Genomic DNA, 24403 nt, shown 5'->3' with positions numbered 1-24403 from the left:
CCATCATTTATCGCTGGCCCTGATCGCCATTTTCGCTGACAAGTGGTTGAAAAATGGCGATCAAATTTGGCTTAAGTCACGTTACGTGCTGCGAGATTAGCCAGGAAAGTTCTGGAAAAAATCCGCGCACCGCTAAAAGTCGGTAAACTCGCGGTTTTGTTACGCATCTGCCGCTGCACCACACCGGTAATAAATGGCGCGGCGGGTGCTAGTTTTCATGGCCGCAATGCTACACTTTTTCGCTTTGCCACTGATGAATCTGACCTATGACTGCACTGGACGCTGCACAGCAAAATAAACCCGATAGCCGCCTGAACTGGGGCACCCGCACGGTGTTTTTAATCAATGGTTTAGGCATGTCAGCCTGGGCACCGCTGGTGCCGTTTGCGCGCGACCGCCTGCAGCTTAACGGTGCCTCACTGGGCGCGTTACTGCTCTGTCTGGGCATTGGTTCGCTGGCGGCGATGCCGATCACCGGCACATTAGTTGCGCGATTTGGCTGCCGGCGGGTGATGTGTCTTTCGACAGTGCTGGTGCTGGCAATGATGCCGCTGCTGGCCACGGCTGATTCCCATCTGGTAATGGCCGCAGCTCTGATGTGTTTTGGTGCCGGTCTGGGCATGCTGGATGTGGCAATGAACTACCAGGCAGTTCAGGTCGAAAAAGCGGCCGGCAAGCCGATGATGTCTGGCTTTCACGGTTTTTTCAGCCTCGGTGGCATTCTGGGCGCCGGCGCGGTGAGTCTGCTGTTAAGCCTGAGTTTTACGCCGCTGAGCGCCGTGATGGTGATCATGGCGGTGATGCTGCTGCTGTTACTGTGGCGTCTGCCCGGCTTAATGAACCAGCGTTTGCATCAGCCCGATCAGCCCTGGCTGGTGATCCCACGTGGCTGGGTCGCCTTTCTGGGTGCGCTCTGCTTTATCCTGTTTCTGGCGGAAGGAGCGGTGCTGGACTGGGGCGCGCTGCTGCTGTTGCAGAACCCGGCCATGTCGCCGACCCATGCCGGTCTGGGCTATGCACTGTTCTCAACGGCGATGACGCTGGGCCGGTTTGGCGGCGATAAAATCATTCACCGCTTCGGTCGTTATCCGGTGATGCTGACCGGCGCGCTGACGGCCGCTGCGGGCATGAGCCTGGCAGTGTGGCTGCCGTGGCCGGAGATGGCGCTACTGGCTTTTCTGCTGGTCGGTTTCGGTTTATCGAATACCGTGCCGATGTTATTCAATGCGGCGGGGAATCAACAGGATATGCCGGCAAACCTGGCGATTTCTGCCATGACAACGCTGGGATATGCGGGTATTCTCTCAGGTCCGGCCTTAATCGGATTCATATCACAATGGATCAGCCTCAGCGGCGCATTTTTATTAATCGCGCTGTTGCTGTTAGCTGTGGCCGCCAGTGCGCGAAAAGTTGCGCGATAATTCAGGTATCAGACACGCTATGTTGCCTTATAAGTTTCCCCTGACATCCGGCAATGTCACCCGCTTCTTTGTGGTTTTCAATCTGGTGCTGCTGTTGGCGCTGGGCTTTATGGTGCATAACTCGGTCAATGCCTGGCTGACCAGCAAACGTTACGCCATGACCGATCTGGCGCGCGACGTGCAGAAACGCATCGACGCCTATCGTTTTGCCACCTGGCAGATTTATGAAAACCTTTCAACCAGCGCCGCGGGTGCCGCACCCAGCGCCAATCTGCAAGAGACGCGACTGCGTCCTGACGTCTATTATCTGGAAAAAACCCGCCGCAAAACCGAGGCGTTAATTTTTGGATCGCATGACAGCAGCACGCTGGACATGACCATGCGGATGTCGAACTATCTCGACACGCTGTGGGGCGCCGAAAATCCGACCTGGTCGATGTACTTTCTGAATGGTCAGGATAACAGCCTGATCATGATCTCTACCCTGCCGCTGAAAGATATGGCGACCCGCTATAAAGAGAGCGCCATCAGTTCCATGGTGGATGCCCGTCGTGCGGAGATGTTGCAGCAGGCTAATGCGCTGGATGAACGCGAAAGTTTCTCGGCGCTGCGCCATCTCGCCTTTCAAAACGATCACTACTTTACCCTGCGTACCACCTTTAATCAGCCCGGCCATCTGGCGACGGTGGTGGCCTTTGATCTGCCGGTCAACGATCTGATCCCACAAAACATGCCACTGGAAAACTTCCAGCTGCGGCAGGACAGCTCGGTGAGTGCCACCACCACGGATCAGCAGGAGACGGAAGATACCCAGATTTCGCTGGTAAATCCGAATGTGGAAATCGCCGCGACGCTGCCCAGCACCTCGCTACAGCTGGTCTATCGGGTACCGATTAGCCGGCTGATTATCGATACCCTGCATAACCTGCTGTGGCCACTGCTGATCAACCTGCTGCTTTTCCTGCTGTCGCTGGCCGGCATGGTGCTGCTGCGCCAGCAGTCACTGCGTCCCAGCGAGAACCAGAGCGCTGAACTGGACTCGTTGCGGGTTCTGAATGAAGAGATTGTGGCCAGCCTGCCGGTCGGCCTGCTGGTCTACGACTTTGCCAGTAACCGTACCCTGCTGAGTAATAAGATCGCAGAACACCTTCTGCCACACCTTAATTTGCAGAAGATCATTAATATGTCCGACCAGCATCAGGGCGTGCTGCAGGCGACCATCAATAACGAAGTGTATGAGATCCGCCACGCCCGCAGCGTGTTGTCGCCACATACTCAGCTGTTTATGATGCGCGACCAGGATCGTGAGCTGCTGGTCAACAAGAAGCTGCAAAAAGCGCAGCAGGTACTGGATCGTAATCACCAGATGCGTCAGCAGCTGCTGCATAACCTTGGCCATGCCCTGAATCAGCCGCTGGAGAAAATCGTGGCCCAGCTGGTGCAGCTCAGCCAGCGTGACAGCGATGAAACGGTGCTGGACGTGCTGGATGAGAGCCAGGGTCTGGCGCGACTGGTTGACGATATTGTGCTGCTTAACCGACTGGAGGCGCACGACTGGTCACCGGATGCGACGGTGTTCAGCCTGCAGGAACTGCTGGATGAGATTGCGCTGGAAAGCCTGCCACTGATGCGCCGTAAAGGGCTGTCGCTGGTGGTGAATAACCATCTGGCGAACGACGAGATGCGATTTGGCGATCGCCGGGCACTGCGTAAGGTATTGATTACCCTGATGCACTATGCGCTGACCACCACGCGCTGGGGCAAAATCACGCTGGAGGTCAAAGCGGCCGATAAGCAGGCCGACCGGCTGATGATTGAACTGGTCGATACCGGTGCCGGCCTGACGGTCGATGAACTGGCGAATGTCGACTTCCCATTCCTCGGTGATACCAGCCAGGATCGCTATGGTCAGGCGTCAGGTATGGCGTTCTTCCTGTGTAAACAGCTGTGCAAGCAGATGGGCGGCAGCCTGGATATCGTGGCAAAAGCCGATATCGGCACCCGCTACAACATGCAGTTGCCGCTGGTGCTGGAACAGAAAACTGAAGAGGAAGAGGAAAAAATTCTTGATGGCGTCACCGCACTGGTGGAGATCGCTGTGGAAGACGTGCACAAGATCGTCTGCCGCCATCTGGAAAACTGGGGTGCGCGTTGTCTGACACCAGACGAGCGTATTTCCGGTCAGGATCACGATGTGCTGATAACCGATGATCCCACCAAACTGAGCGGCTGGTCACTGCTGCTGGCCGGGGATGAACCCGGTCATCACGCGCTGAATGACCAGCAGTATCGGGTTAATTTCAATCTCAGTAATGCGCTGCTCGATGCATTGCTGGCGCTGATTGAGAAGCAACTGTCACACGATGTGATGGAAGATGACGCTGAAGAAGAAGCGGCCACGCCATTGATGAGCGGCGGCTATTTCCAGCTGTTTACTGAGACAGTACCGGTTGATGTAAAGAGACTGTATACTGAGTCGGCGGAAAAGGACTACGCCTCGCTTGCTCAGACAGCGCATCGCCTTAAGGGCGTGTTTGCCATGCTTAATCTGACTCCCGGCAAACAGCTTTGTGAAGAGTTAGAACACCACATTAAAGCGTGTGACGATTCAAACATTACAAATACCACCAGTGATATTGACGCTTACGTCAATCAACTGCTGCAGCAAGGTAACCAATAAGATGAATAACTTAAACGTAATTATTGCCGATGACCATCCAATTGTTCTTTTCGGTATCCGAAAATCTCTGGAACAAATTGAATGGGTTAACGTTGTAGGTGAGTTCGAAGACTCAACAGCACTGATCAACAATCTGTCTAAGCTGGATGCGAATGTCCTGATCACCGATCTCTCTATGCCCGGTGAGAAGTATGGCGATGGCATCACGCTGATTAAATATATTAAACGTCACTATCCGGATCTGTCGATTATCGTTCTGACCATGAACAATAACCCGGCAATTCTGAGTTCGGTACTGGATCTCGATATTGAAGGGATTGTACTGAAGCAAGGCGCGCCAACCGACCTGCCGAAAGCGCTGGCCGCGTTGCAGAAAGGCAAAAAGTATACGCCGGAAAGCGTAGCGAAACTGCTGGAGAAGATCAGCGCTGGCGGTTACGGCGACAAACGCCTGTCACCGAAAGAGAGCGAAGTGCTGCGTCTGTTCGCTGAAGGCTTCCTGGTTACCGAAATTGCCAAGAAACTGAACCGCAGTATTAAGACCATCAGTAGCCAGAAGAAATCAGCCATGATGAAACTGGGCGTGGATAACGATATCGCGCTGCTGAACTACCTGTCGTCTGTCAGCCAGACTCAGGTCGAAAAAGACTAGTATCACGAGGCGGTGCCAGCGGCACCGCCTTTACTTCTGCCCTCTGCTCTATCCTGCCCGCGTTTTACGTACCCGCTCCGCATAGATCGCCAGCGTTACCTTCAGCACATCCAGCGTCACCGGCTTCGACAGACAGTTATCCATGCCTGCATCCATACAACGCTGCTTCTCTTCAGCCAGCGCATTCGCGGTAACGCCAACCACCGGGAACAGATGTCCCAACTGACGAAGCCGCTGCGTCAGTCGGTAACCATCCATGTTCGGCATATTGACGTCGGTCAGCACGATATCAATCTCATTGCGGCTCAGAACGTTGAGCGCATCGACGCCATCCTGCGCCGTTTTGACCTGATACCCCAGCGTACCGAGCTGTTCTGACAGCAGCATGCGGTTGATTGGGTGATCGTCCACAATCAGTACCATGATGTCATCGTTATGCACTTTCTCTTCCACCGGTCCGGCCAGCAGCAGCGCGTCTGCCGCGTCGCTGTCCAGCGCGATGCGATAGATGCGCGCCAGCAGCGTCGGTACTTCGTGCAGCGTGGCGGTAGAATGGATCCAGCGTCCCGGCTGGCGTTCACGCGGCATATCGACATGCGATCCGTCAAAGGTCACCAGCGCCCGCAGCGGCAAGTCAATATCCAGTTCGTGGTCGGTCATCACCACATCGTCCGGACCGGGCTTGCCGTGGTACTCAGCCACCTGAATGCCCTGCTGACGTAACTGGCGCGCAATAAATTCCGCCAGGTATTCGTTGCACATCGCCAGCCAGATTTTCTTATCCTGCATTCCTTCCAGCAACGGCAGCGCAGGCTGCTGTCCTTTGTAGATCGGGATACGCACGATGAACTGACTGCCCATACCCGGCTCAGAGTCGACCTCAATATCGCCGTCCATCATGTTGATCAGCTTTTCACAAATCGCCAGCCCCAGTCCGGTACCCTGGAAATTACGCTGCACGCCGTTGCCCACCTGGAAGAACGGATCAAACAGCCGCGGCAGCTCTTTGGCCGGAATGCCGACGCCGGTATCACGAACGCGGAACGCCAGATAACCCTCGGCAACGTAGGCATGCAGGATGATGCAGCCGGTATGGGTGAACTTGATTGCGTTGTTCAGCAGATTCGAGATCACCTGCTGCAGACGCAACGGATCGCCATCCAGCACCTGCGGCACGTCATGTTCGATGAAGCAGTAGAGCGTCAGCCGTTTTTTCACCACCAGCGACAGATAGTTGCCGACGATATGGGTAACAATTTCACGCGGGGCAAACGGGCGTGGCTCAATCTTCAGCTGTTCCGACTCAATTTTAGAGAAGTCGAGAATATCGCTGATGATTTTCAGCAGCAGGCTGGAGGAGTTATTCATCGCGGTTACCAGCGAATCAATGCCGCTTGGCAACTGCTTGGTCTGCAACAGGTCGAGGTTACCGATAATGCCATAAAGCGGCGTACGCAGTTCGTGACTGACGGTGGCGAGGAACATCGATTTCGACTGGCTGGCCTGCTCGGCGGCGTGCGCCATCTCCTGCAGCGACTGTTCCATTCGGACGCGCGCCGAGACATCCACCAGCACGCAAATCGCCACATTCTCATTGCGATAGCGTGAGTGAACAAAGCTGATTTGCAGGTTGGTGTTACTGCCGGTCAGCACATCGACAAAATTCACCTGCTGACCGCCAATGATTTCGTTCAGCCGCTGACGATCTTCCTGGGTCAGCAGCGTCAGATAGTTGTGCGCCAGTTCATTACTCAGGATATTGGTACCGTCGCTGGTGCGTAAAATACAGATACCGACCGGCGCTGAGGCGACAATCTTGCGGTTAAATTGCTCATGCTCTTCCAGCCGGTGCGCATTCTCTTCGGCGGGCAGAAACATCCGCCGCTCAAACAGCCAGGCGAGCGTAAACAGCATGACGGCACTGAAGATATTCAGCAGCAGCGCATTAATCATCATCAGTTTTAACTGATCGACCACCACGTCAGTGGGAATCGACCAGACGATGTTGAGATCGGACGGCGGCAGCGGTTTTTTCAGGACCAGTTGACGATAGCCGTTGAGGTAGCCAAACCAGGTCTTATCGTCCGGCAGATCATCCAGCGAAAAACCGAGACCGCCACGGCGTGAATTGATCAGCGGACGGTAATTTTCATCAGTAATGGAGGCGATAACCGGCAGGCTGCCGGGCTGAATAAACTCATCCAGACGGATATTTTGCTCAACGCCCAGCAGCGCCTGCAATTTGTTGGCGACATAAACCGGCACCACCATATAGAAGGTGCCCACGCCTGGCTGCGTGGTGCTGTTAATCCAGTACATCGGATTACGGCGCTCTTCTTCATTGCTGTTGCGGTAACGCAGCACGTTTTCGCGCAGGGATTTCAGACTGCGTTCGCGATCGGCATTGCTGCTGCCGATAGTAAAGTCGGCCAGGCACTGATTTTCACCGCCGATAAAGAACACCCGATTCAGCTCGTACGACGAAGCGAAGTTACTTTTCCAGTAATTAATGTAGTAACTGAGCGAATCCAGCGAGTTACGCCAGGTATTGCTCATCGAGGTACAGTCTCCGTCGGAAAACAGCGGGGTAAACTGCGGCTGGGTCGATTTGCCCGGCATCATGCCGGTCAGCACATCCAGCCCGCTGCTGGCATTGGTCAGACGGTTCTCGGTGATATATTTCAGCTCTCGCATCATGTCGGCTGAATGCCGGACATACCACTCGATTGAGCCGTAATTGCTGGCGAACTCCTGGCGGACCTGGGTCTCTTTTTCATGCAACACGCTGATGATGTAAAAGGCGGTCAGCACAGCGCCCAGCGTCCAGATTAGCAGCGCCAGCGCGCGAAAAAGATAGCGCGAGATGCGAAGCGTGGTGCGGAAAGAGACAGGATATTTCAAGTGGAACTCGCAGTTGGCAAGGTTAGTCGCATCGTCATTTTTTAATGCCCATACACTAGCTTTATCGGGCAAAAAAAGCCAGTCGGACGCGGGCTTAGCACCCGGTTTGGGAATCTTTTAACGGCGCGTTGCTATCGTTTCTGAAGCCGCACCCGGCACGAAGACGGCGAGCAACGTCACACTCTGCGGCGATCCCTGAAACAGCCAGCCCGGTTTTCAGACCGCAATACCCGATATTCCCCATTACTGCCGCCATTAAAGCGCCAGCGCACAACCGCCAACCCGGAAAGGCCCGCTCTACCCGTCTCCCTTCCCATCACAATCAGCAGCCACCACAGCCGCCAGCGCACAATCGTCTACCAAGAAAGGTCCGCTCTGCCCGAAGAGCAAAGCGTCCGCGCCACGGAAGGCGCGGCCGCTCTGCAGGGAAGCGGGTTTCCTTGGCGATCGGGCAGTGCGGGCCTTTCGCCGCCCCCCCCACTCACCTCCGCTCCCCTTCACCTGTTATCCACTCAGCCCTTTTTCCCACAGCCGCCAGCGCACAGCCGCCTATCCGGAAAGGCCCGCTCTGCCCGAAAAGCAAAGCGTCCGCGCCACGGAAGGCGTGGTCGATCCGCAGGGAAGCGGGATTCCTTGGCGATCGGGCAGTGCGGGCCTTTCGCCGCCCCCCTCTCACCGCCGCTCCACTTTCCACTTCACCATCCGTCACCTTTCCCACCACAATCAGCAGACACCACAGCCGCCAGCGCACAATCGCCTACCAAGAAAGGTCCGCTCTGCCCGAAGAGCAAAGCGTCCGCGCCACGGAAGGCGCGGCCGATCAGCAGGGATGCGGGATTCCTTGGCGATCGGGCAGTGCGGGCCTTTCGCCGCCCCCCTCTCACCGCCGCTCCACTTTCCACTTCACCACCCGTCACCTTTCCCACCACAATCAGCAGACACCACAGCCGCCAGCGCACAATCGCCTACCAAGAAAGGCCCGCTCTGCCCGAAAAGCAAAGCGTCCGCGCCACGGAAGGCGCGGCCGATCCGCAGGGAAGCGGGATTCCTTGGCGATCGGGCAGTGCGGGCCTTTCGCCGCACCCCCACTCACCGCTGCGCCCCTTCACCTCCGCTCCCCTTAATGCTTTACAACCTCGTCCGATCACCCAAAAAAAACGGCAGGCCGGGTTTCCCCTGACCTGCCGTTTCGACAACGTACTCAGCTAGCGCCCGAAGAATTACTCTTCGTCGTCTGCCGCCGCGTCATCTTCATCATCGATATCCGCTTCTGGCGTGATCTCTTCGTCATCAAGCTCCGCTTCTGGCGCGATATCATCCTCGCCTTCAGCTACGCTACCGTCGATTGAATCCAGCTCTTCCTCTTCAACCGGTTCAGCAACACGTTGCAGCCCGACCACGTTTTCATCTTCAGCCGTACGAATCAGAATCACACCCTGGGTATTACGACCCACGACGCTGACTTCTGAAACCCGTGTACGTACCAGCGTACCGGCATCGGTGATCATCATGATCTGATCGCCATCGACAACCTGCACCGCACCAATCACCGGGCCGTTACGATCGGTAACCTTGATTGAGATAACACCCTGCGTCGCACGCGACTTGGTTGGGTATTCGCTGTTAGCAGTACGTTTGCCGTAACCATTCTGCGTCACGGTGAGGATTGCACCCTCTTCACGCGGCACAATCAACGACACCACGCGATCGCCTTCGGCCAGCTTGATGCCGCGCACACCGGATGCGGTACGGCCCATCGCACGGACCGCGGTTTCCGCGAAGCGCACCACTTTACCGGCAGCCGAGAACAGCATGGCTTCGTCGTTGCCGTTGGTCAGCGCCACGCCGATCAGCTCGTCGTCGTCACGCAGATTGACGGCGATAATACCGGCACTGCGCGGACGGCTGAACTCTTTCAGCGCGGTCTTCTTCACGGTACCGCTGGCGGTCGCCATGAAGATGTTGAAGCCTTCGGTGTACTCGCGTACCGGCAGAATCGCAGTAATGCGTTCGTTAGCTTCCAGCGGCAGCAGGTTGACGATAGGACGTCCACGTGCGCCACGGCTCGCTTCCGGCAGCTGGTAAACCTTCATCCAGTAGAGACGGCCACGGCTTGAGAAGCAGAGGATCGTGTCATGGGTGTTAGCAACCAGCAGACGATCAATGAAGTCTTCTTCTTTGATACGCGCGGCCGACTTGCCTTTACCACCACGACGCTGCGCTTCGTAATCGGTCAGAGGCTGATACTTCACGTAGCCCTGATGCGACAGCGTCACGACCACATCTTCCTGATTGATCAGGTCTTCGATATTGATGTCGGCAGTATTGGCGGTGATCTCGGTACGACGCTCATCACCAAACTGATCGCGCATCAGTTCCAACTCTTCGCGAATCACTTCCATCAGACGCTCGGCGCTTGACAGGATATGCAGCAATTCAGCGATCTGATCCAGCAGCGCTTTATACTCATCCAGCAGTTTTTCATGCTCAAGGCCGGTCAGTTTCTGCAGACGCAGATCCAGAATCGCCTGAGCCTGCTGCTCGGTCAGATAGTACTGGCCGTCACGAATACCGAACTGCGCATCCAGCCACTCCGGACGTGCGGCGTCATCACCGGCACGCTCCAGCATCGCGGAAACGTTACCCAGATCCCATGCCTGTGCCACCAGACCCGCTTTCGCTTCCGCCGGGCTTGGTGCACGACGAATCAGCTCAATGATCGGATCGATGTTAGCCAGCGCAATCGCCAGACCTTCAAGGATATGCGCACGGTCACGGGCTTTACGCAGTTCGAAAATGGTACGGCGGGTCACCACTTCACGACGATGGCGGACAAAGGCTTCCAGAATCTCCTTCAGCGCCATAATCTTTGGCTGGCCCTGATGCAGTGCCACCATGTTGATGCCGAACGAGGTCTGCAGCTGAGTCAGTGAATAGAGATTGTTCAGCACCACTTCGCCGACCGCATCACGCTTGATCTCAATCACGATGCGCATGCCGTCTTTATCGGATTCATCACGCAGCGCGCTGATGCCTTCGACACGCTTCTCTTTCACCAGCTCGGCGATTTTCTCAATCAGACGCGCCTTGTTAACCTGGTAAGGCAGCTCATGAATGATGATGGTCTCACGGCCGGTTTTGGCGTCCGCTTCGACTTCGCCACGTGCACGGATATAAATTTTGCCGCGCCCGGTACGGTAAGCTTCTTCAATGCCACGACGACCATTGATGATGGCAGCGGTCGGGAAATCAGGTCCCGGAATATGCTCCATCAGCCCTTCAATGCTGATGTTCTCATCTTCAATGTAAGCCAGGCAGCCGTTGATCACTTCACGCAGGTTATGCGGCGGGATATTGGTTGCCATACCCACGGCGATACCGGAGGAACCGTTAACCAGCAGGTTTGGAATTTTGGTCGGCAGAACTTCAGGGATCTGCTCAGTGCCGTCGTAGTTAGGGACAAAATCGACGGTCTCTTTTTCCAGGTCAGCTAACAGATCGTGGGCGATTCTGGACATGCGGACTTCGGTATAACGCATCGCCGCAGCGGAGTCGCCGTCGATGGAGCCGAAGTTGCCTTGACCGTCCACCAGCATGTAACGCAGGGAGAAAGGCTGGGCCATACGTACAATGGTGTCGTAAACGGCGGAATCACCATGCGGGTGATATTTACCGATAACGTCACCGACGACGCGGGCAGATTTTTTATAGGGTTTGTTCCAGTCGTTACCCAGTTCGCTCATCGCAAAGAGTACGCGACGATGCACCGGCTTCAGGCCGTCACGCACATCGGGTAAAGCTCGGCCAACGATGACCGACATGGCGTAATCGAGGTAAGAATTCTTTAACTCTTCTTCGATATTGACCGGTGTAATTTCTCTCGCAAGGTCGCTCATGGAGCCGCTATCCCTCTACTTAATCCCGGATTTTAAAGGTGCGAAAGTATATCACACTGCAATGCTCTGGTGAACGTTAACCACCGATTTCAGCCGCTTTTCCTTACGCCTGAAAGGTGTGCCATAACCGGTTAAGCGTTTATACTGATGGCACATTTTGTCAGGAGTTACGATTCAATGAATGCACAACCGCAGAATCATCAGCAGAACGTCGATGCGCAGGAAATTGCCAAATTTGAGGCCGTTGCCTCGCGCTGGTGGGATCTGGAGGGTGAATTTAAACCGCTGCACCGGATTAACCCGCTGCGACTGGGCTATATCGCCCAGCGCAGTAACGGTCTGTTTGGTAAAAAAGTGCTCGACGTCGGCTGTGGTGGCGGCATCTTAGCCGAAAGCATGGCGCGTGAAGGCGCTATCGTCACCGGGCTGGATATGGGTGCTGAACCGCTGGCCGTAGCGCGCCTGCATGCCCAGGAGAGCGGCGTAACGCTCGACTATGTCCAGCAGACGGTAGAAGCTCACGCCGAACAGTATGCTGGCCACTACGATGTGGTGACCTGCATGGAGATGCTGGAGCACGTGCCCGATCCGCGCTCGGTGGTTCACGCCTGCGCGCAACTGGTGAAACCTGGCGGCGAAGTCTTTTTCTCTACCCTGAACCGCAATCCAAAAGCCTGGCTGCTGGCGGTGTTTGGCGCTGAATATGTGCTGCGCATGGTGCCGCGCGGGACCCACGACGTGAAGAAATTCATCCGTCCATCTGAACTGCTGAGCTGGGTAGATGAAACCGCGCTGCGTGAACGTCACATCATCGGCCTGCACTACAACCCGCTGACCAATCGCTTCAGGCTGGCACCGGGCACCGACGTCAATTATATGGTGCATACCCACCGCGCCGTTTAAGCGCCCTGCCTGTCGGCAATCCGGCGGGCGACGTGCTGCGCTTGTTGGCCGGATGGCTCAGCACCTCGCTGCGCCTGCCCGGCTCCCGCTGGGCTATGCTTCCTCCTTTATTATGCTTATCGGGCTGATCTGTCGCCTATGCCTCTGGCTGTTGACAGGCGATAAGCTAGTCGGATAAGCCACAGCCGACCGGCCAGACTGGCGCTGCAGAAACCGATCGGCATCATTCTGTTGTCTGCCAACGGGTTAGGCTGGGCACATACTGAGCGGTTCAGATTTTCTCTTTTCCCGCATTTCCTGCCACACAACCGCTAGCGGGTTTTGGCGGTTTTTCACCCTTTCCAGGACCTGGCGCAAAGGATTGAATAAGAAATACGCGTCCGATCAAATTAAGAAAAAAAAGTAGGATCGGGTTGACATGATGGCGGGCCTTATAAGACGCGGGCCAGGAAATATCGCAGAAATTACAACCCCTCCTGACATCATTTTTTCCTCTTGTTAAGCGGCAGTAAAATACTAAAATATGCCTCCATATTGTTATGGCTTTTGCCAACACCCCCTAGATGTTGTGTTTATCCACAAATTATTCACAATGAATATGCTGTGTATAAACCGGGATTTCTTTTAATTTTTGGATACTCACGCAAAGGTAAAAACGCGACATGAACCAAAGTCTGCTCGTTACTAAACGCGATGGCCGCCAGGAGCGCATTGATCTCGACAAAATTCACCGTGTACTGGACTGGGCAGCCGAAGGGCTGAACAACGTCTCGGTATCGCAGGTGGAGCTGCGCTCCCACATTCAGTTCTATGATGGCATCAGAACATCTGACATTCATGAGACCATCATCAAGGCCGCAGCAGACCTCATCTCTCGCGAAGCCCCGGATTATCAGTACCTCGCCGCACGCCTGGCGATCTTCCATCTGCGCAAAAAAGCCTACGGCCAGTTTGAGCCGCCGAAGCTGTATGACCAGGTGGTTAAAATGGTCGGCATGGGCAAATATGACCGCCACCTGCTGGAAGATTACAGCGAAGAAGAATTTGCTCAGATGGACGAGTTCCTCGACCACTGGCGTGACATGAACTTCTCGTATGCCGCAGTGAAGCAGCTGGAAGGCAAATATCTGGTGCAGAACCGCGTCTCGGGTGAAATCTACGAGAGCGCGCAGTTCCTCTATATTCTGGTCGCCGCCTGCCTGTTCTCGGGCTATCCGCGCGACACGCGTATGGATTACATCAAGCGTTTCTATGATGCGATCTCAACCTTCAAGATCTCGCTGCCGACGCCTATCATGTCCGGCGTGCGGACGCCAACGCGTCAGTTCAGCTCCTGCGTCCTGATTGAGTGCGGCGACAGCCTCGACTCTATCAACGCCACCTCCAGCGCGATTGTGAAATATGTCTCTCAGCGTGCCGGCATCGGCATTAATGCCGGTCGTATCCGTGCGCTGGGCAGCCCAATCCGCGGTGGTGAAGCATTCCATACCGGCTGTATCCCGTTCTATAAGCACTTCCAGACGGCGGTCAAGTCCTGCTCACAGGGCGGCGTTCGTGGCGGCGCAGCAACGCTGTTCTACCCGATGTGGCATCTGGAAATTGAAAGCCTGCTGGTGCTGAAAAACAACCGTGGCGTTGAAGGCAACCGCGTACGTCACATGGACTACGGCGTACAGCTCAACAAGCTGATGTACCAGCGCCTGCTGAAAGGGGAAGATATCACCCTGTTCAGCCCGTCTGATGTGCCGGGCCTGTATGATGCGTTCTTCGCCGATCAGGATGAGTTTGAACGCCTCTACACCAAATATGAGCAGGACCAGAGCATCCGCAAGCAGCGGGTTAAAGCAGTCGATCTGTTCTCACTGATGATGCAGGAACGTGCCTCTACCGGCCGCATCTACATTCAGAACGTCGATCACTGCAACACCCACAGCCCGTTTGACGCCAGCATTGCGCCGGTTCGCCAGTCTAACCTGTGCCTTGAGATCGCGCTGCCGACCAAACCGCTGGAAGACGTTAACGACGAAAACGGTGAAATCGCCCTGTGTACGCTGTCGGCGTTCAACCTTGGCGCGATTGACAGCCTCGACGATCTGGAAGAGCTGGCTACCCTGGCAGTACGTGCACTTGATGCGCTGCTCGATTATCAGGACTACCCGATCCCGGCCGCCAAACGTGGCGCGATGGGCCGTCGTACCCTGGGTATCGGCGTGATTAACTTCGCTTACTACCTGGCGAAACACGGTGTGCGTTACTCCGATGGCAGCGCCAATGGCCTGACCCATAAAACCTTTGAAGCCATTCAGTATTACCTGCTGAAAGCCTCAAACGCGCTGGCTAAAGAGCAAGGTGCCTGCCCGTGGTTCAACGAAACCACCTATTCGCAGGGCATCCTGCCAATCGACACCTACAAGAAAGATCTCGACACCATCAGCAACGAGCCGCTGCATCTGGACTGGGAAAGCCTGCGTGAAGAGATCAAAACTCACGGCCTGCGCAACTCAACGCTCTCTGCACTGATGCCGTCTGAGACCTCGTCGCAGATCTCCAATGCCACCAACGGCATTGAACCGCCGCGCGGTCACATCAGCATTAAAGCCTCGAAAGATGGCATTCTGCGTCAGGTGGTGCCGGAGTATGAGCGTCTGAAAGATCAGTACGAACTGCTGTGGGAAATGCCGAACAACGACGGCTACCTGCAACTGGTGGGTCTGATGCAGAAGTTTATCGACCAGGCGATCTCGTCTAACACCAACTACGATCCGTCGCGCTTTGCCAACGGTAAAGTGCCGATGAAACAGTTGCTGAAAGATCTGCTGACCGCTTACAAATTTGGCGTGAAAACGCTCTACTACCAGAACACCCGTGACGGTGCTGAAGATGCGCAGGACGATCTGGCACCTTCTATCCAGGATGATGGCTGCGAAAGCGGCGCATGTAAGATCTAACGGGCGGGCGGGAGAAACTCCCGCCCCACTCCTTTCACGGGGCGGCTTCGCTTCGTTCACTTTTGGACATTTTTTATGGCTTACTCCACTTTCTCACAGAACAAAAATGACCAGCTGAAAGAGCCGATGTTTTTCGGTCAGTCGGTAAACGTGGCGCGCTTCGACCAGCAAAAATATGACATCTTTGAAAAGCTGATCGAAAAGCAGCTCTCCTTCTTCTGGCGTCCGGAAGAGGTCGATGTCTCACGCGATCGCATCGACTATCAGGCGCTGCCGGACCACGAAAAACACATCTTCATCAGCAACCTGAAATACCAGACCCTGCTGGACTCGATTCAGGGCCGTAGCCCGAACGTGGCGCTGCTGCCGCTGATCTCCATTCCTGAACTGGAAACCTGGATCGAAACCTGGGCATTTTCCGAGACTATCCACTCGCGCTCCTACACCCACATCATCCGCAACATCGTTAACGATCCGGCGGTGGTGTTTGACGATATCGTCACCAATGAGCAGATTCTGGCCCGTGCCCAGGATATCTCACGCTATTACGACGATCTGATTGAGATGACCAACTACTGGCATCTGCTGGGCGAAGGCACCCATCAGGTCAACGGCAAATCGGTCACCGTCAGCCTGCGCGCCCTGAAGAAGCAGCTCTATATCTGCCTGATGAGCGTTAATGCGCTGGAAGCGATCCGCTTCTACGTCAGCTTCGCCTGTTCATTCGCCTTCGCTGAGCGCGAACTGATGGAAGGCAATGCGAAAATCATCCGCCTGATCGCCCGTGACGAAGCGCTGCACCTGACCGGCACTCAGCACATGCTGAACCTGCTGCGCAGTGGTGAAGACGATCCGGAGATGAAAGAGATTGCGGCGGAGTGCCGTGAAGAGTGCTTCGAACTGTTTAAGAAAGCCGCTCTGCAGGAAAAAGAGTGGGCGGAATATCTGTTCAGCGGCGGTTCAATGATCGGCCTGAACAAAGATATTCTCTGCCAGTACATTGAGTACATCACCAATATCCGCATGCAGGCGGTCGGGCTTGATCTGCCGTTCCAGACGCGCTCTAACCCGATCCCATGGATCAACTCATGGCTGGTCTCTGACAACGTGCAGGTCGCGCCGCAGGAAGTGGAAGTCAGCTCCTATCTGGTCGGTCAGATCGATTCAGAAGTGGGCGAGAACGACTTCGACGACTTCCAGCTGTAATCATGAGCCGTGCCGTTGTTATTTTGCGCAGCTCCGGTGCCCGACTGGAGAGCGCAGACGATCACCCTAATCTGCTGACCCTGCTGGAAGCTAACAACCTGTGCGTGGAGTTTCAGTGTCGGGAAGGCTACTGTGGCTCCTGCCGGATGCGTTTGCTGAAAGGCGAAGTGCACTACCCGCAGAGGCCGCTGGCGTTTGTTCAGCAGGACGAGATCCTGCCCTGCTGTTGCAAAGCCAAAGGCGAGATCGAGCTTGAGTTATAACTGAAGCGGCGTTCCCCGGACTTACAGCCACCTGGGTTAAGTTGGTCAGCATTCTGAAACAAAACGGGCGCCTCAGGTGCCCGTTTTGTTTTCACTGAAATCACTGCCTGACCGTTTCAATCACATCAATCCAGCCGTGACCGGTAGTGACTTCACTGCCGTGCAGCCAGCGTCGCAACATATTCATCGCCATCATCGCCACCACCTTCTGCCGCGTCTCCAGATTATGCCGGCCGGTACTGAACTTCACGCGCTGGCCCCAGCTGCCTGCGGGCGCATGCAACGCCACCGCAATCTCCTCCTGCTGCAGGTCGCCAACCGAGAGCGCCAGCGTCGCCTGTTGCTGCGTCGCCAGTTCACGGGTTCGCGCCACCTGTTGCGTCAGCGTTTCCTGCTGCGGCGGCAGAATCTGTGCGCCACGCAGCGGCACGCCGGCTGCGGCCAGCTGCCAGTTAAGCAAGCCGGCGGTGTACTGCTCACTGAGCGTCAGCTGATAATCACGCTGCTGTAGCTCGCGGGCCAGCAGTGCCGGCAATCCCGCGGTGCCTTCATAAAGGGTGCACTCCGCCAGCTGCAGCCGCACCTGCTGCCACACCAGCTCCATCGCCACCCGCTGACTGGCCGGACCGGTCAGTTTGATCTCGATGATCGGCATTGAGGAGCGGTAACCCATCACCACGCCCTCCGGTAAGCTCAGCGGTTCGAGTTCCGCCGCGAGGTCGCTTTCGCCACGACCAAAAGTGGTCAGGCGCAGACAAATTGGCGGCTCGGGCGGGGAAAATCGGGCTTTCAGACGCGGAATGATCTGCTGCTCAACCATCACTTTAAATTCAGACGGCACGCCAGGGGTGAAGAACATCCAGCAGCGGTTCAACTGCAGGGCGAAGCCGCAGGCGGTGCCGACCGGATTATCAATCAGCTCGGCATTGGCCGGGATCTCCGCCTGTTTGCGGTTGCTGGCCGCCATCACCCGGCCGCGACTGGCGAACCAGGCTTCCATTTGCGTCAGCCACGCCTGTTGCAGCTCCAGCTCAACACCGCAGGCCTGCGCCGCAGCCAGCGCGCTGAGATCGTCACTGGTCGGTCCCAGCCCACCATTAACAATCAGCACATCCGCCTGCTGGCTGCGCGCCTGTAGCGTGCTCACCAGCGATTCAAGGGCATCGCCAACCGTGGTGCGGCTGGTCATCGGTAAACCGTGCTGGAACAAAATATCGGCCAGCCAGGCCGCATTGGTATCGACGATTTGGCCGTGCAGCACCTCATCCCCGGTTGAAAGCATCTCTACTCTGATCACGTTGGTTCTCCTTATGCCGGTCGCTTTACTGTAGGAAGTCCGCAGATGAAACACAATCAGCATCGCTGACCGCTGACCACCAACGGCGCTGACGGTCTGACCGCGAGGGAGTCGCACGCTGGCGGCACGGCGGGGAGATAGCTGATAGCGGGAGTCGACAAGGCACGGCGGAAACGACAACAAAAACGGCGGGGATCGCCCGCCGTTTTTATCATCAGTATGCTGTTACGGTGCCGTCAGAGGTAATCAGCGACGCGCCAGCAGCAGGCCGAGTACCAGACCGGCAGTCGCGCCGATACCGATGCCCTGCCACGGTTTCTCATGCACGTAATCATCGGCACGGTAGGCCGCTTGTTTAGCACGATAGTAATAGCTGTCGGACGCCTGGCTGACACGGGCTTTAACGTCATGCAGCGCCTGTTCCGCTTTGGTTTTAAGCTCGATATATTTTTGATCCGCCGGATCACCTGATGACTTCAACACTTCTTCCAGCGTTTCGGTCAGCAGCGTAATATCATCATCCAGGTTGGTTTCGAATTGATCAGTCTGATTTACCATCATTTCCTCCGTGTGAATTGCAAAGCAGTCCATTAACTATAGCCCTAATCTGGCGCTCTGCCGGTTTACCGCACCAGGAATCACCTGATAATTCATTTGCTAACGCCATCCAGACCAGCAGGATAACAGCTGTGCTTTCGCAAAGAAGTGTAAGACGCCGCGGCAAACACCGAATTTCGCTTCGCTTCTTTGATTAATCTGATAAATTTTCTCCGGACTGAATTTTCACGTCACCCGACTGTCGTACCCTCCTGTTGCCTGTGATTATCGGGCCATAAAAGTGCATTTCGCACGACAGTCACGACAAACTCGAACAGCTAAGGAATGATCTCTGGCATGAATCGAAGAATGTTTATGAAAGCGTCAATGGCCTTCTCCGCCGTCAGCGGCATGACCGGCCTGTCAACGCTGTTTGCGCAATCCGCCTGGGCAGAAGATGGCATTGCTGACGGAACCGCAGTACGCTTCGATTTCGACGTATTGAAGAAGAACGCGGCCGCCCTGGCGAAGCAACCCTGGAGTGGCGCGCCAGGCGCGTTGCCGCAGACGCTGGCGACACTGACCCCGCAGGCGTATAACGAAATTCAGTATGACGCCAACCATTCACTGTGGAACAACATTCCCGACCGTGAACTTGACGTTCAGTTCTTCCACGTCGGGATGGGCTTTAAACGCCGTATCCGCATGTTCTCAGTCGACGGCGAGAGCCGCCAGGCGCGTGAGATCCACTTCCGTCCTGAGCTGTTCAATTACAACAATGCCCACGTTGATACCAAACAGCTGGAAGGCAAAACCGATCTCGGCTTTGCCGGTTTCCGGGCGTTTAAAAAGCCGGAACTGGCGCGCCGTGATATCGTCTCCTTCCTTGGTGCCAGCTACTTCCGTGCCGTTGACGAAACGTTCCAGTACGGCTTATCCGCCCGTGGTGTCGCCATCAACACCTTCAGTAACGGTCAGGAAGAGTTTCCGGATTTCACCGCGTTCTGGTTTGAAACGCCGAAAGCGGAAGACACCACCTTTACCTGTTACGCGTTACTCGATGGGGCCAGCATTACCGGTGCCTATAAGTTCATCATCCACTGCGAAGATAAACGCGTGGTAATGGAAGTGGAAAACCACCTGTTTGCCCGTAAAGAGATCCGTCAGATTGGTATCTCGCCAATGACCAGTATGTTCAGCTGCGGCACCAATGAACGCCGCATGTGCAACACCTACCATCCTCAGATTCATGACTCCGATCGCCTGGCAATGTGGACCGGAAAAGGCGAATGGATTGCCCGTCCGCTGAATAATCCGCAGCGCCTGCAATTCAATGCTTATGAAGACGAGAACCCGCGCGGATTTGGTCTGTTGCAGCTTAATCACGATTTCAAAGATTATCAGGACGTGATTGGCTGGTATGACAAACGCCCGAGCCTGTGGGTTGAGCCGGTCGGTAAATGGGGTAAAGGCGCGATCAATCTGATGGAGATCCCGACCACCGGTGAGACGCTGGATAACATCGTCTGCTTCTGGCAGCCGGCTGAACCGGTGAAGGCAGGCAGCGAGCTGAACTTCTCCTACAAACTCTACTGGAGCGGTCTGCCGCCGGTTCGCAGCGGTCTGGCGCGCGTCGATGCTACCCGCACCGGTATGGGTGGTTTCCCGGAAGGCTGGGCACCTGGCGAACACTTCCCGGAAACCTGGAGCCGTCGCTTCGCCATCGACTTTATTGGTGGCGATCTGCAGGCTGCGGCGCCGAAAGGCATTGAACCGGTGATTACCGTTTCATCCGGCAGCGTGAAGCAGGTTGAGATCCTCTACGTGGAACCGCTGAAAGGCTACCGTATTCTGTTTGACTGGTATCCAAACAGCGATTCTACCCAGCCGGTGGATATGCGTCTGTTCCTGCGCAGCAAGGAGGAAACTCTGAGTGAAACCTGGCTTTATCAGTACTTCCCGCCCGCACCGGACCAGCGCAAATATGTTGATGACCGGCAGATGACGCCTGGCTAAGTCCGAAAGGCGAGGCACTGGCCTCGCCTTTTTTAACCTGCCGTGGCGGCTTTCTGCATATCAATGTGTGGAATGCCATCTTCAAGGTAAGTCTCACCGATCGGTACAAAACCGTGCTGGCCATAGAACGCCTGCAGATGTGCCTGCGCGGAGAGAAACAGATCCCGTCCCGGCCAGTGCTGCTGGCAGCTCGCCAGCGCCTCGGCCATCAGGCGTTTGCCCAGCCTGGCACCGCGCACGCTATCGGATACGATTACCCGGCCGATCTTTACCGGACTGGCCGCATCGGCCGGGGCCAGCAGCCGCGCATAGGCGACCAGCTGGTTGTCGTGCATTCCAAGCAGATGACGGTTGTCACCCTGTAGATCGTCGCCATCCACATCCAGATAGGCGCACTGCTGTTCCACCACAAACACCGCGCAGCGCAGTGCCAGCAGCGCATACAGCTCGGTAGTGGTTAGTTCACGATGATGTTTATCCATCCAGGTTATGTCCATAGGGTCTCCTTGTCAGCTTACTCACTTTAGCGGATCGACCTGTGGCGGAACAAATCTCCGCCGCGCGCAGGCAAATTGCGGGCAAAAAAAATCAGGCCCGCAGGCCTGATTGTCTGGTAAGAGTCGAACTTACATCAGCGGCTGGGCCATCTGTACCAGCGTAATCAGTGGCTGCGGGTAGACCCCTAACAGCAGCACCAGAATCGCTGAAATCAGCACCACTACACCGCCAGCGGTAAAGGCCCAGTTAGCAGGCGTATCGCGGGTATGCAGTTCCGGTGGGCTGAGATAGAGGCTCACCGTGACGCGCAGATAGTAGTAGAGGCCAATCGCACTGCCCGCCACCACCGCACCAGTTAACCACCACAGGTGCGCGCTGACGCCTGAGGCGATAACGTAGAATTTACCGATAAAGCCGAGCGTCATCGGGATACCGGCCAGCGACAGCATCATCACCGTCATCACGGCTGACAGGATCGGACGATGCCAGAACAGACCACGATAGGAGTAGAGCGAATCGGCATCCGGACCACGATACGGGCTGGACATCAGGCTGACCACGCCAAACGCGCCGAGGCTGCTGAACAGGTAACCGGCCAGATAAACCCCGGCCGTTTCCAGCGACAGCTGATGATCTTTCACCGCAATCAACGCCACCAGCAGATAACCGAGGTGGGCGATAGAAGAGTAACCCAGCAGGCGCTTGATGTTGCTCTGCGAAATCGCCATCAGGTTACCGAACAGGATCGAGACAAACGCGATCACGCCCAGTACCGTCCGCACCGCTTCACTGTCGGTCACCGGCGCGTACATGAACAGACGCATAATCACGCCGAAGATAGCAATCTTGCTGGCGGTTGCCAGGAAGGTTGAAACCGGCGCAGGCGCACCCTGATAAACATCCGGCGTCCAGAGATGGAACGGCACCAGCGAAAGCTTGAAGCCGAGACCGATGATCATCATGCCCAGACCCACCAGTAACAGCGGCTCCTGAATCATGCTGTCGGTCAGGCTCTTGCCAAGCGTCACGAAGCTCAGGTTACCGGAGTCTGCGTAAATCAGCGCAATACCAAACAGCAGGAACGACGAGGCCGCCGCCGACAGGATGGTGTATTTCAGCGCCGCTTCCAGCGAACGTTTCTGGCGGAAAGCGTAGCCAATCAGACCAAACAGCGGCAGTGACAGCAGCTCAATCCCGATGAACAGCGCCGCCAGATGGTTAGCGCTGGCCAGCACGATGCCACCGAGTGCCGCAATCAGCACCAGCAGATAGAACTCATCTTTGTTGTCGGGGAAATCTGTCAGCCAGGGATAAGCAAAGGTACAGGTTGCCAGACTCGCCAGTACCACCAGCGCGGTATAGAAAATGGAATAGCCATCAACCCGCAGCAGCGGCGTGACATCCATCGCCCCGACCTGGCCGACAAAGTAGAGTGACAGCAGCGCCAGGTTCAGGCCCACCACCGTTAGCGTGGCGTTAACGAAGTGGTTGCGTCGCCAGGCAATGGACAGCATCACAACCACCACCGTCAATCCGACGATTAACAGCGGCAGCAACGCGATCAATTGTTGAGGAGTTATTGTCATGGCGAATTACGGCCTTGTAGTTGAAATTGAAGCGGTAAACCACTGCTGAATATTGCTCATGGCAGCGTGCGAAGTATCCAGAATCGGCTGTGGATAGACGCCCAGCAGCACCAGCAGCACCACCAGAACCCCGATGGTCAGAAACTCACGCGGCGACATGCCCGGCAGCGGATCTTTCGATTTCGCTTCGCCATAGTAAGCGCGCTGCATCATCACCAGCGAGTAGACCGAGGCGAACACCAGGCCAAAGGTGGCGATGACGATAATCACCGGCACCACCTGGAAGCTGCCGGTCAGAATCATAAATTCGCCGACGAAGTTACCGGTGCCCGGCATCCCGAGGTTAGCCACGGCAAAGAACAGCGACAGGCCAGGGATCCATTTAATCCGTGACCACAAGCCGCCCATCTGACGCATGTCACGGGTATGCAGACGCTCGTACAGCTGACCACACAGGATGAACAGTGCCGCGGCTGACAGGCCGTGCGCAATCATCTGCACTACCGCACCCTGGAACGCCAGCTGGCTGCCGGTGTAGATCGCAATCAGCACAAAGCCCATGTGCGAGATTGAGGTGTAGGCGATCAGACGTTTGATGTCGGTCTGCGAGAACGCCATCCAGGCACCGTAGAAAATACCGATGATGCCTAACCACATGGCAATCGGCGCAAACTCGGCGGAGGCGTTCGGGAACAGCGGCAGGCTAAAGCGCAGTAAACCGTAAGCCGCCGTCTTCAGCAGAATACCGGCCAGGTCGACCGAACCTGCAGTCGGTGCCTGACTGTGTGCATCCGGCAACCAGCCGTGCAACGGAACCACCGGCATTTTCACCGCGAAGGCGATAAAGAAGCCCAGCATCAGCAGATACTCGACACCGCTCGACATTGGCGTTTTCAGCAGCTGTTCGTAGTTAAAGGTCCAGACGCCGGTGGCGTTGTAGTGGACGAAAACCAGTCCCAGAATCGCAATCAGCATCACCAGACCTGACGCCTGGGTATAGATGAAGAATTTGGTGGCGGCGGTAATACGGGTTTTACCGTCAGAGGCTTTATGACCCCAGAGCGCGATGAGGAAGTACATCGGCACCAGCATCATTTCCCAGAAGAAGAAGAACAGGAACATGTCGATGGCAAGAAACACCCCGATCACGCCACCCAGAATCCACATCAGATTCAGGTGGAAAAAGCCCTGATACTTTGAAATCTCATTCCAGGAACAGAGCACCGCCATCAGGCCGAGCAGGCCGGTCAGTACCACCATCAGCAGCGACAGACCGTCGATGGCGACATGGAAGCTGATGCCGAAGCGTGGGATCCACGGTACGGAGAAACTTGACTGCCACTGCGGAATGCCCGCTGCCTGCGTCAGTGAATAGCCTCCCTGCAACCAGAGTTGCAGCGAAAGCGCCAACGTCAGCCCCATGGTGATCAGTGCGATCCAGCGTGGCACCTTCGCGCCGAGGCGCTCGGTCAGCCAGCAAATCAGACCACCGACGAAGGGTATGATAATTAGCCAAGGTAATAACACGGCACACTTCCCTTTTCTTTGTCTTAGTTCGGGCTATCTTACTTGCCATTTTGGCTCCAGGCAGTGCTCGCA

At 55.9% G+C, this 24403-nt stretch carries 15 protein-coding genes; 8 read left to right on the top strand and 7 right to left on the bottom strand.

The window, feature by feature from the left end; all coding sequences use genetic code 11:
* The first annotated feature begins 266 nt into the window (after positions 1-266).
* The 3 genes from ACLIBF_RS06870 to rcsB are packed head-to-tail and all read left to right on the top strand — an operon-like array spanning position 267 to position 4753.
* Positions 267-1421, top strand: a complete 1155-nt coding sequence (locus tag ACLIBF_RS06870) for an MFS transporter (RefSeq protein WP_031376600.1) — start codon at positions 267-269, stop codon at positions 1419-1421.
* Positions 1422-1443: 22 nt separating this feature from the next.
* Positions 1444-4101: a phosphotransferase RcsD gene (gene rcsD, locus ACLIBF_RS06865; protein ID WP_031376601.1), complete on the top strand. Its 2658-nt coding sequence runs from the start codon at positions 1444-1446 to the stop codon at positions 4099-4101.
* 1 nt (position 4102) lies between these two features.
* Positions 4103-4753: a response regulator transcription factor RcsB gene (rcsB, locus tag ACLIBF_RS06860; RefSeq protein WP_031376602.1), complete on the top strand. Its 651-nt coding sequence runs from the start codon at positions 4103-4105 to the stop codon at positions 4751-4753.
* 48 nt (positions 4754-4801) lie between these two features.
* On the opposite strand, the gene rcsC is transcribed toward rcsB, so the two are convergent.
* Both rcsC and gyrA read right to left on the bottom strand, forming a co-directional pair.
* Positions 4802-7654: a two-component system sensor histidine kinase RcsC gene (gene rcsC, locus ACLIBF_RS06855; protein WP_031376603.1), complete on the bottom strand. Its 2853-nt coding sequence runs from the start codon at positions 7652-7654 to the stop codon at positions 4802-4804.
* Between the two features lie 1220 nt (positions 7655-8874).
* Positions 8875-11550: a DNA topoisomerase (ATP-hydrolyzing) subunit A gene (gyrA, locus tag ACLIBF_RS06850; RefSeq protein ID WP_448309490.1), complete on the bottom strand. Its 2676-nt coding sequence runs from the start codon at positions 11548-11550 to the stop codon at positions 8875-8877.
* 177 nt (positions 11551-11727) lie between these two features.
* Between gyrA and ubiG the strand changes: the two genes are divergently transcribed.
* From ubiG to yfaE, 4 genes are all read left to right on the top strand, one after another.
* Positions 11728-12453 carry a bifunctional 2-polyprenyl-6-hydroxyphenol methylase/3-demethylubiquinol 3-O-methyltransferase UbiG gene (ubiG, locus tag ACLIBF_RS06845; protein ID WP_031376221.1) on the top strand — a complete coding sequence of 242 codons (726 nt, stop codon included), beginning with the start codon at positions 11728-11730 and terminating at the stop codon, positions 12451-12453.
* A gap of 662 nt (positions 12454-13115) precedes the next feature.
* Positions 13116-15401 (top strand): class 1a ribonucleoside-diphosphate reductase subunit alpha, encoded by a 2286-nt coding sequence (gene nrdA, locus ACLIBF_RS06840; RefSeq protein WP_069728985.1) that lies wholly within the window; start codon positions 13116-13118, stop codon positions 15399-15401.
* A 75-nt stretch (positions 15402-15476) separates the two neighbouring features.
* Positions 15477-16607, top strand: coding sequence for a class Ia ribonucleoside-diphosphate reductase subunit beta (gene nrdB, locus ACLIBF_RS06835; RefSeq protein ID WP_031376222.1), 1131 nt, complete (start codon positions 15477-15479; stop codon positions 16605-16607).
* A gap of 2 nt (positions 16608-16609) precedes the next feature.
* Positions 16610-16870 carry a class I ribonucleotide reductase maintenance protein YfaE gene (gene yfaE / locus ACLIBF_RS06830; protein WP_031376223.1) on the top strand — a complete coding sequence of 87 codons (261 nt, stop codon included), beginning with the start codon at positions 16610-16612 and terminating at the stop codon, positions 16868-16870.
* Positions 16871-16970: 100 nt separating this feature from the next.
* Here yfaE and ACLIBF_RS06825 read toward each other — a convergent pair whose 3' ends face one another.
* Entirely contained in the window at positions 16971-18167 is a 1197-nt protein-coding gene (locus ACLIBF_RS06825; RefSeq protein WP_031376224.1) for a nicotinamide mononucleotide deamidase-related protein YfaY, read from the bottom strand.
* A 246-nt stretch (positions 18168-18413) separates the two neighbouring features.
* Positions 18414-18725: a stress response protein ElaB gene (elaB, locus tag ACLIBF_RS06820; protein WP_031376225.1), complete on the bottom strand. Its 312-nt coding sequence runs from the start codon at positions 18723-18725 to the stop codon at positions 18414-18416.
* Positions 18726-19061: 336 nt separating this feature from the next.
* Here elaB and ACLIBF_RS06815 point away from each other — a divergent pair, with 336 nt between their 5' ends.
* Complete coding sequence (locus tag ACLIBF_RS06815) at positions 19062-20720, top strand: glucan biosynthesis protein D (protein ID WP_031376226.1); 1659 nt, start codon at positions 19062-19064, stop codon at positions 20718-20720.
* A gap of 32 nt (positions 20721-20752) precedes the next feature.
* On the opposite strand, the gene ACLIBF_RS06810 is transcribed toward ACLIBF_RS06815, so the two are convergent.
* The 3 genes from ACLIBF_RS06810 to nuoM all read right to left on the bottom strand — a co-directional run bounded on the left by ACLIBF_RS06810 (position 20753) and on the right by nuoM (position 24331).
* Complete coding sequence (locus ACLIBF_RS06810) at positions 20753-21217, bottom strand: GNAT family N-acetyltransferase (protein WP_031376227.1); 465 nt, start codon at positions 21215-21217, stop codon at positions 20753-20755.
* 129 nt (positions 21218-21346) lie between these two features.
* On the bottom strand, positions 21347-22804 hold the full coding sequence (nuoN, locus tag ACLIBF_RS06805) for an NADH-quinone oxidoreductase subunit NuoN (RefSeq protein WP_031376228.1): 1458 nt from the start codon (positions 22802-22804) through the stop codon (positions 21347-21349).
* Between the two features lie 6 nt (positions 22805-22810).
* Positions 22811-24331, bottom strand: coding sequence for an NADH-quinone oxidoreductase subunit M (gene nuoM / locus ACLIBF_RS06800; protein WP_031376229.1), 1521 nt, complete (start codon positions 24329-24331; stop codon positions 22811-22813).
* Positions 24332-24403: the final 72 nt, after the last annotated feature.

Source organism: Pantoea sp. PGP6, assembly GCF_053474785.1.
This window is presented reverse-complemented; position numbering and strand designations above follow the sequence as displayed.

What these genes read in the sequence shown, in the direction of transcription:
- ACLIBF_RS06870 (WP_031376600.1), top strand. Translation starts at nt 267, where the DNA reads ATGACTGCACTGGACGCTGCACAGCAAAATAAACCCGATAGCCGCCTG.
- rcsB (WP_031376602.1), top strand. Translation starts at nt 4,103, where the DNA reads ATGAATAACTTAAACGTAATTATTGCCGATGACCATCCAATTGTTCTT.
- gyrA (WP_448309490.1), bottom strand. Translation starts at nt 11,550, where the DNA reads ATGAGCGACCTTGCGAGAGAAATTACACCGGTCAATATCGAAGAAGAG.
- ubiG (WP_031376221.1), top strand. Translation starts at nt 11,728, where the DNA reads ATGAATGCACAACCGCAGAATCATCAGCAGAACGTCGATGCGCAGGAA.
- nrdA (WP_069728985.1), top strand. Translation starts at nt 13,116, where the DNA reads ATGAACCAAAGTCTGCTCGTTACTAAACGCGATGGCCGCCAGGAGCGC.
- nrdB (WP_031376222.1), top strand. Translation starts at nt 15,477, where the DNA reads ATGGCTTACTCCACTTTCTCACAGAACAAAAATGACCAGCTGAAAGAG.
- yfaE (WP_031376223.1), top strand. Translation starts at nt 16,610, where the DNA reads ATGAGCCGTGCCGTTGTTATTTTGCGCAGCTCCGGTGCCCGACTGGAG.
- elaB (WP_031376225.1), bottom strand. Translation starts at nt 18,725, where the DNA reads ATGGTAAATCAGACTGATCAATTCGAAACCAACCTGGATGATGATATT.
- ACLIBF_RS06815 (WP_031376226.1), top strand. Translation starts at nt 19,062, where the DNA reads ATGAATCGAAGAATGTTTATGAAAGCGTCAATGGCCTTCTCCGCCGTC.
- ACLIBF_RS06810 (WP_031376227.1), bottom strand. Translation starts at nt 21,217, where the DNA reads ATGGACATAACCTGGATGGATAAACATCATCGTGAACTAACCACTACC.
- nuoN (WP_031376228.1), bottom strand. Translation starts at nt 22,804, where the DNA reads ATGACAATAACTCCTCAACAATTGATCGCGTTGCTGCCGCTGTTAATC.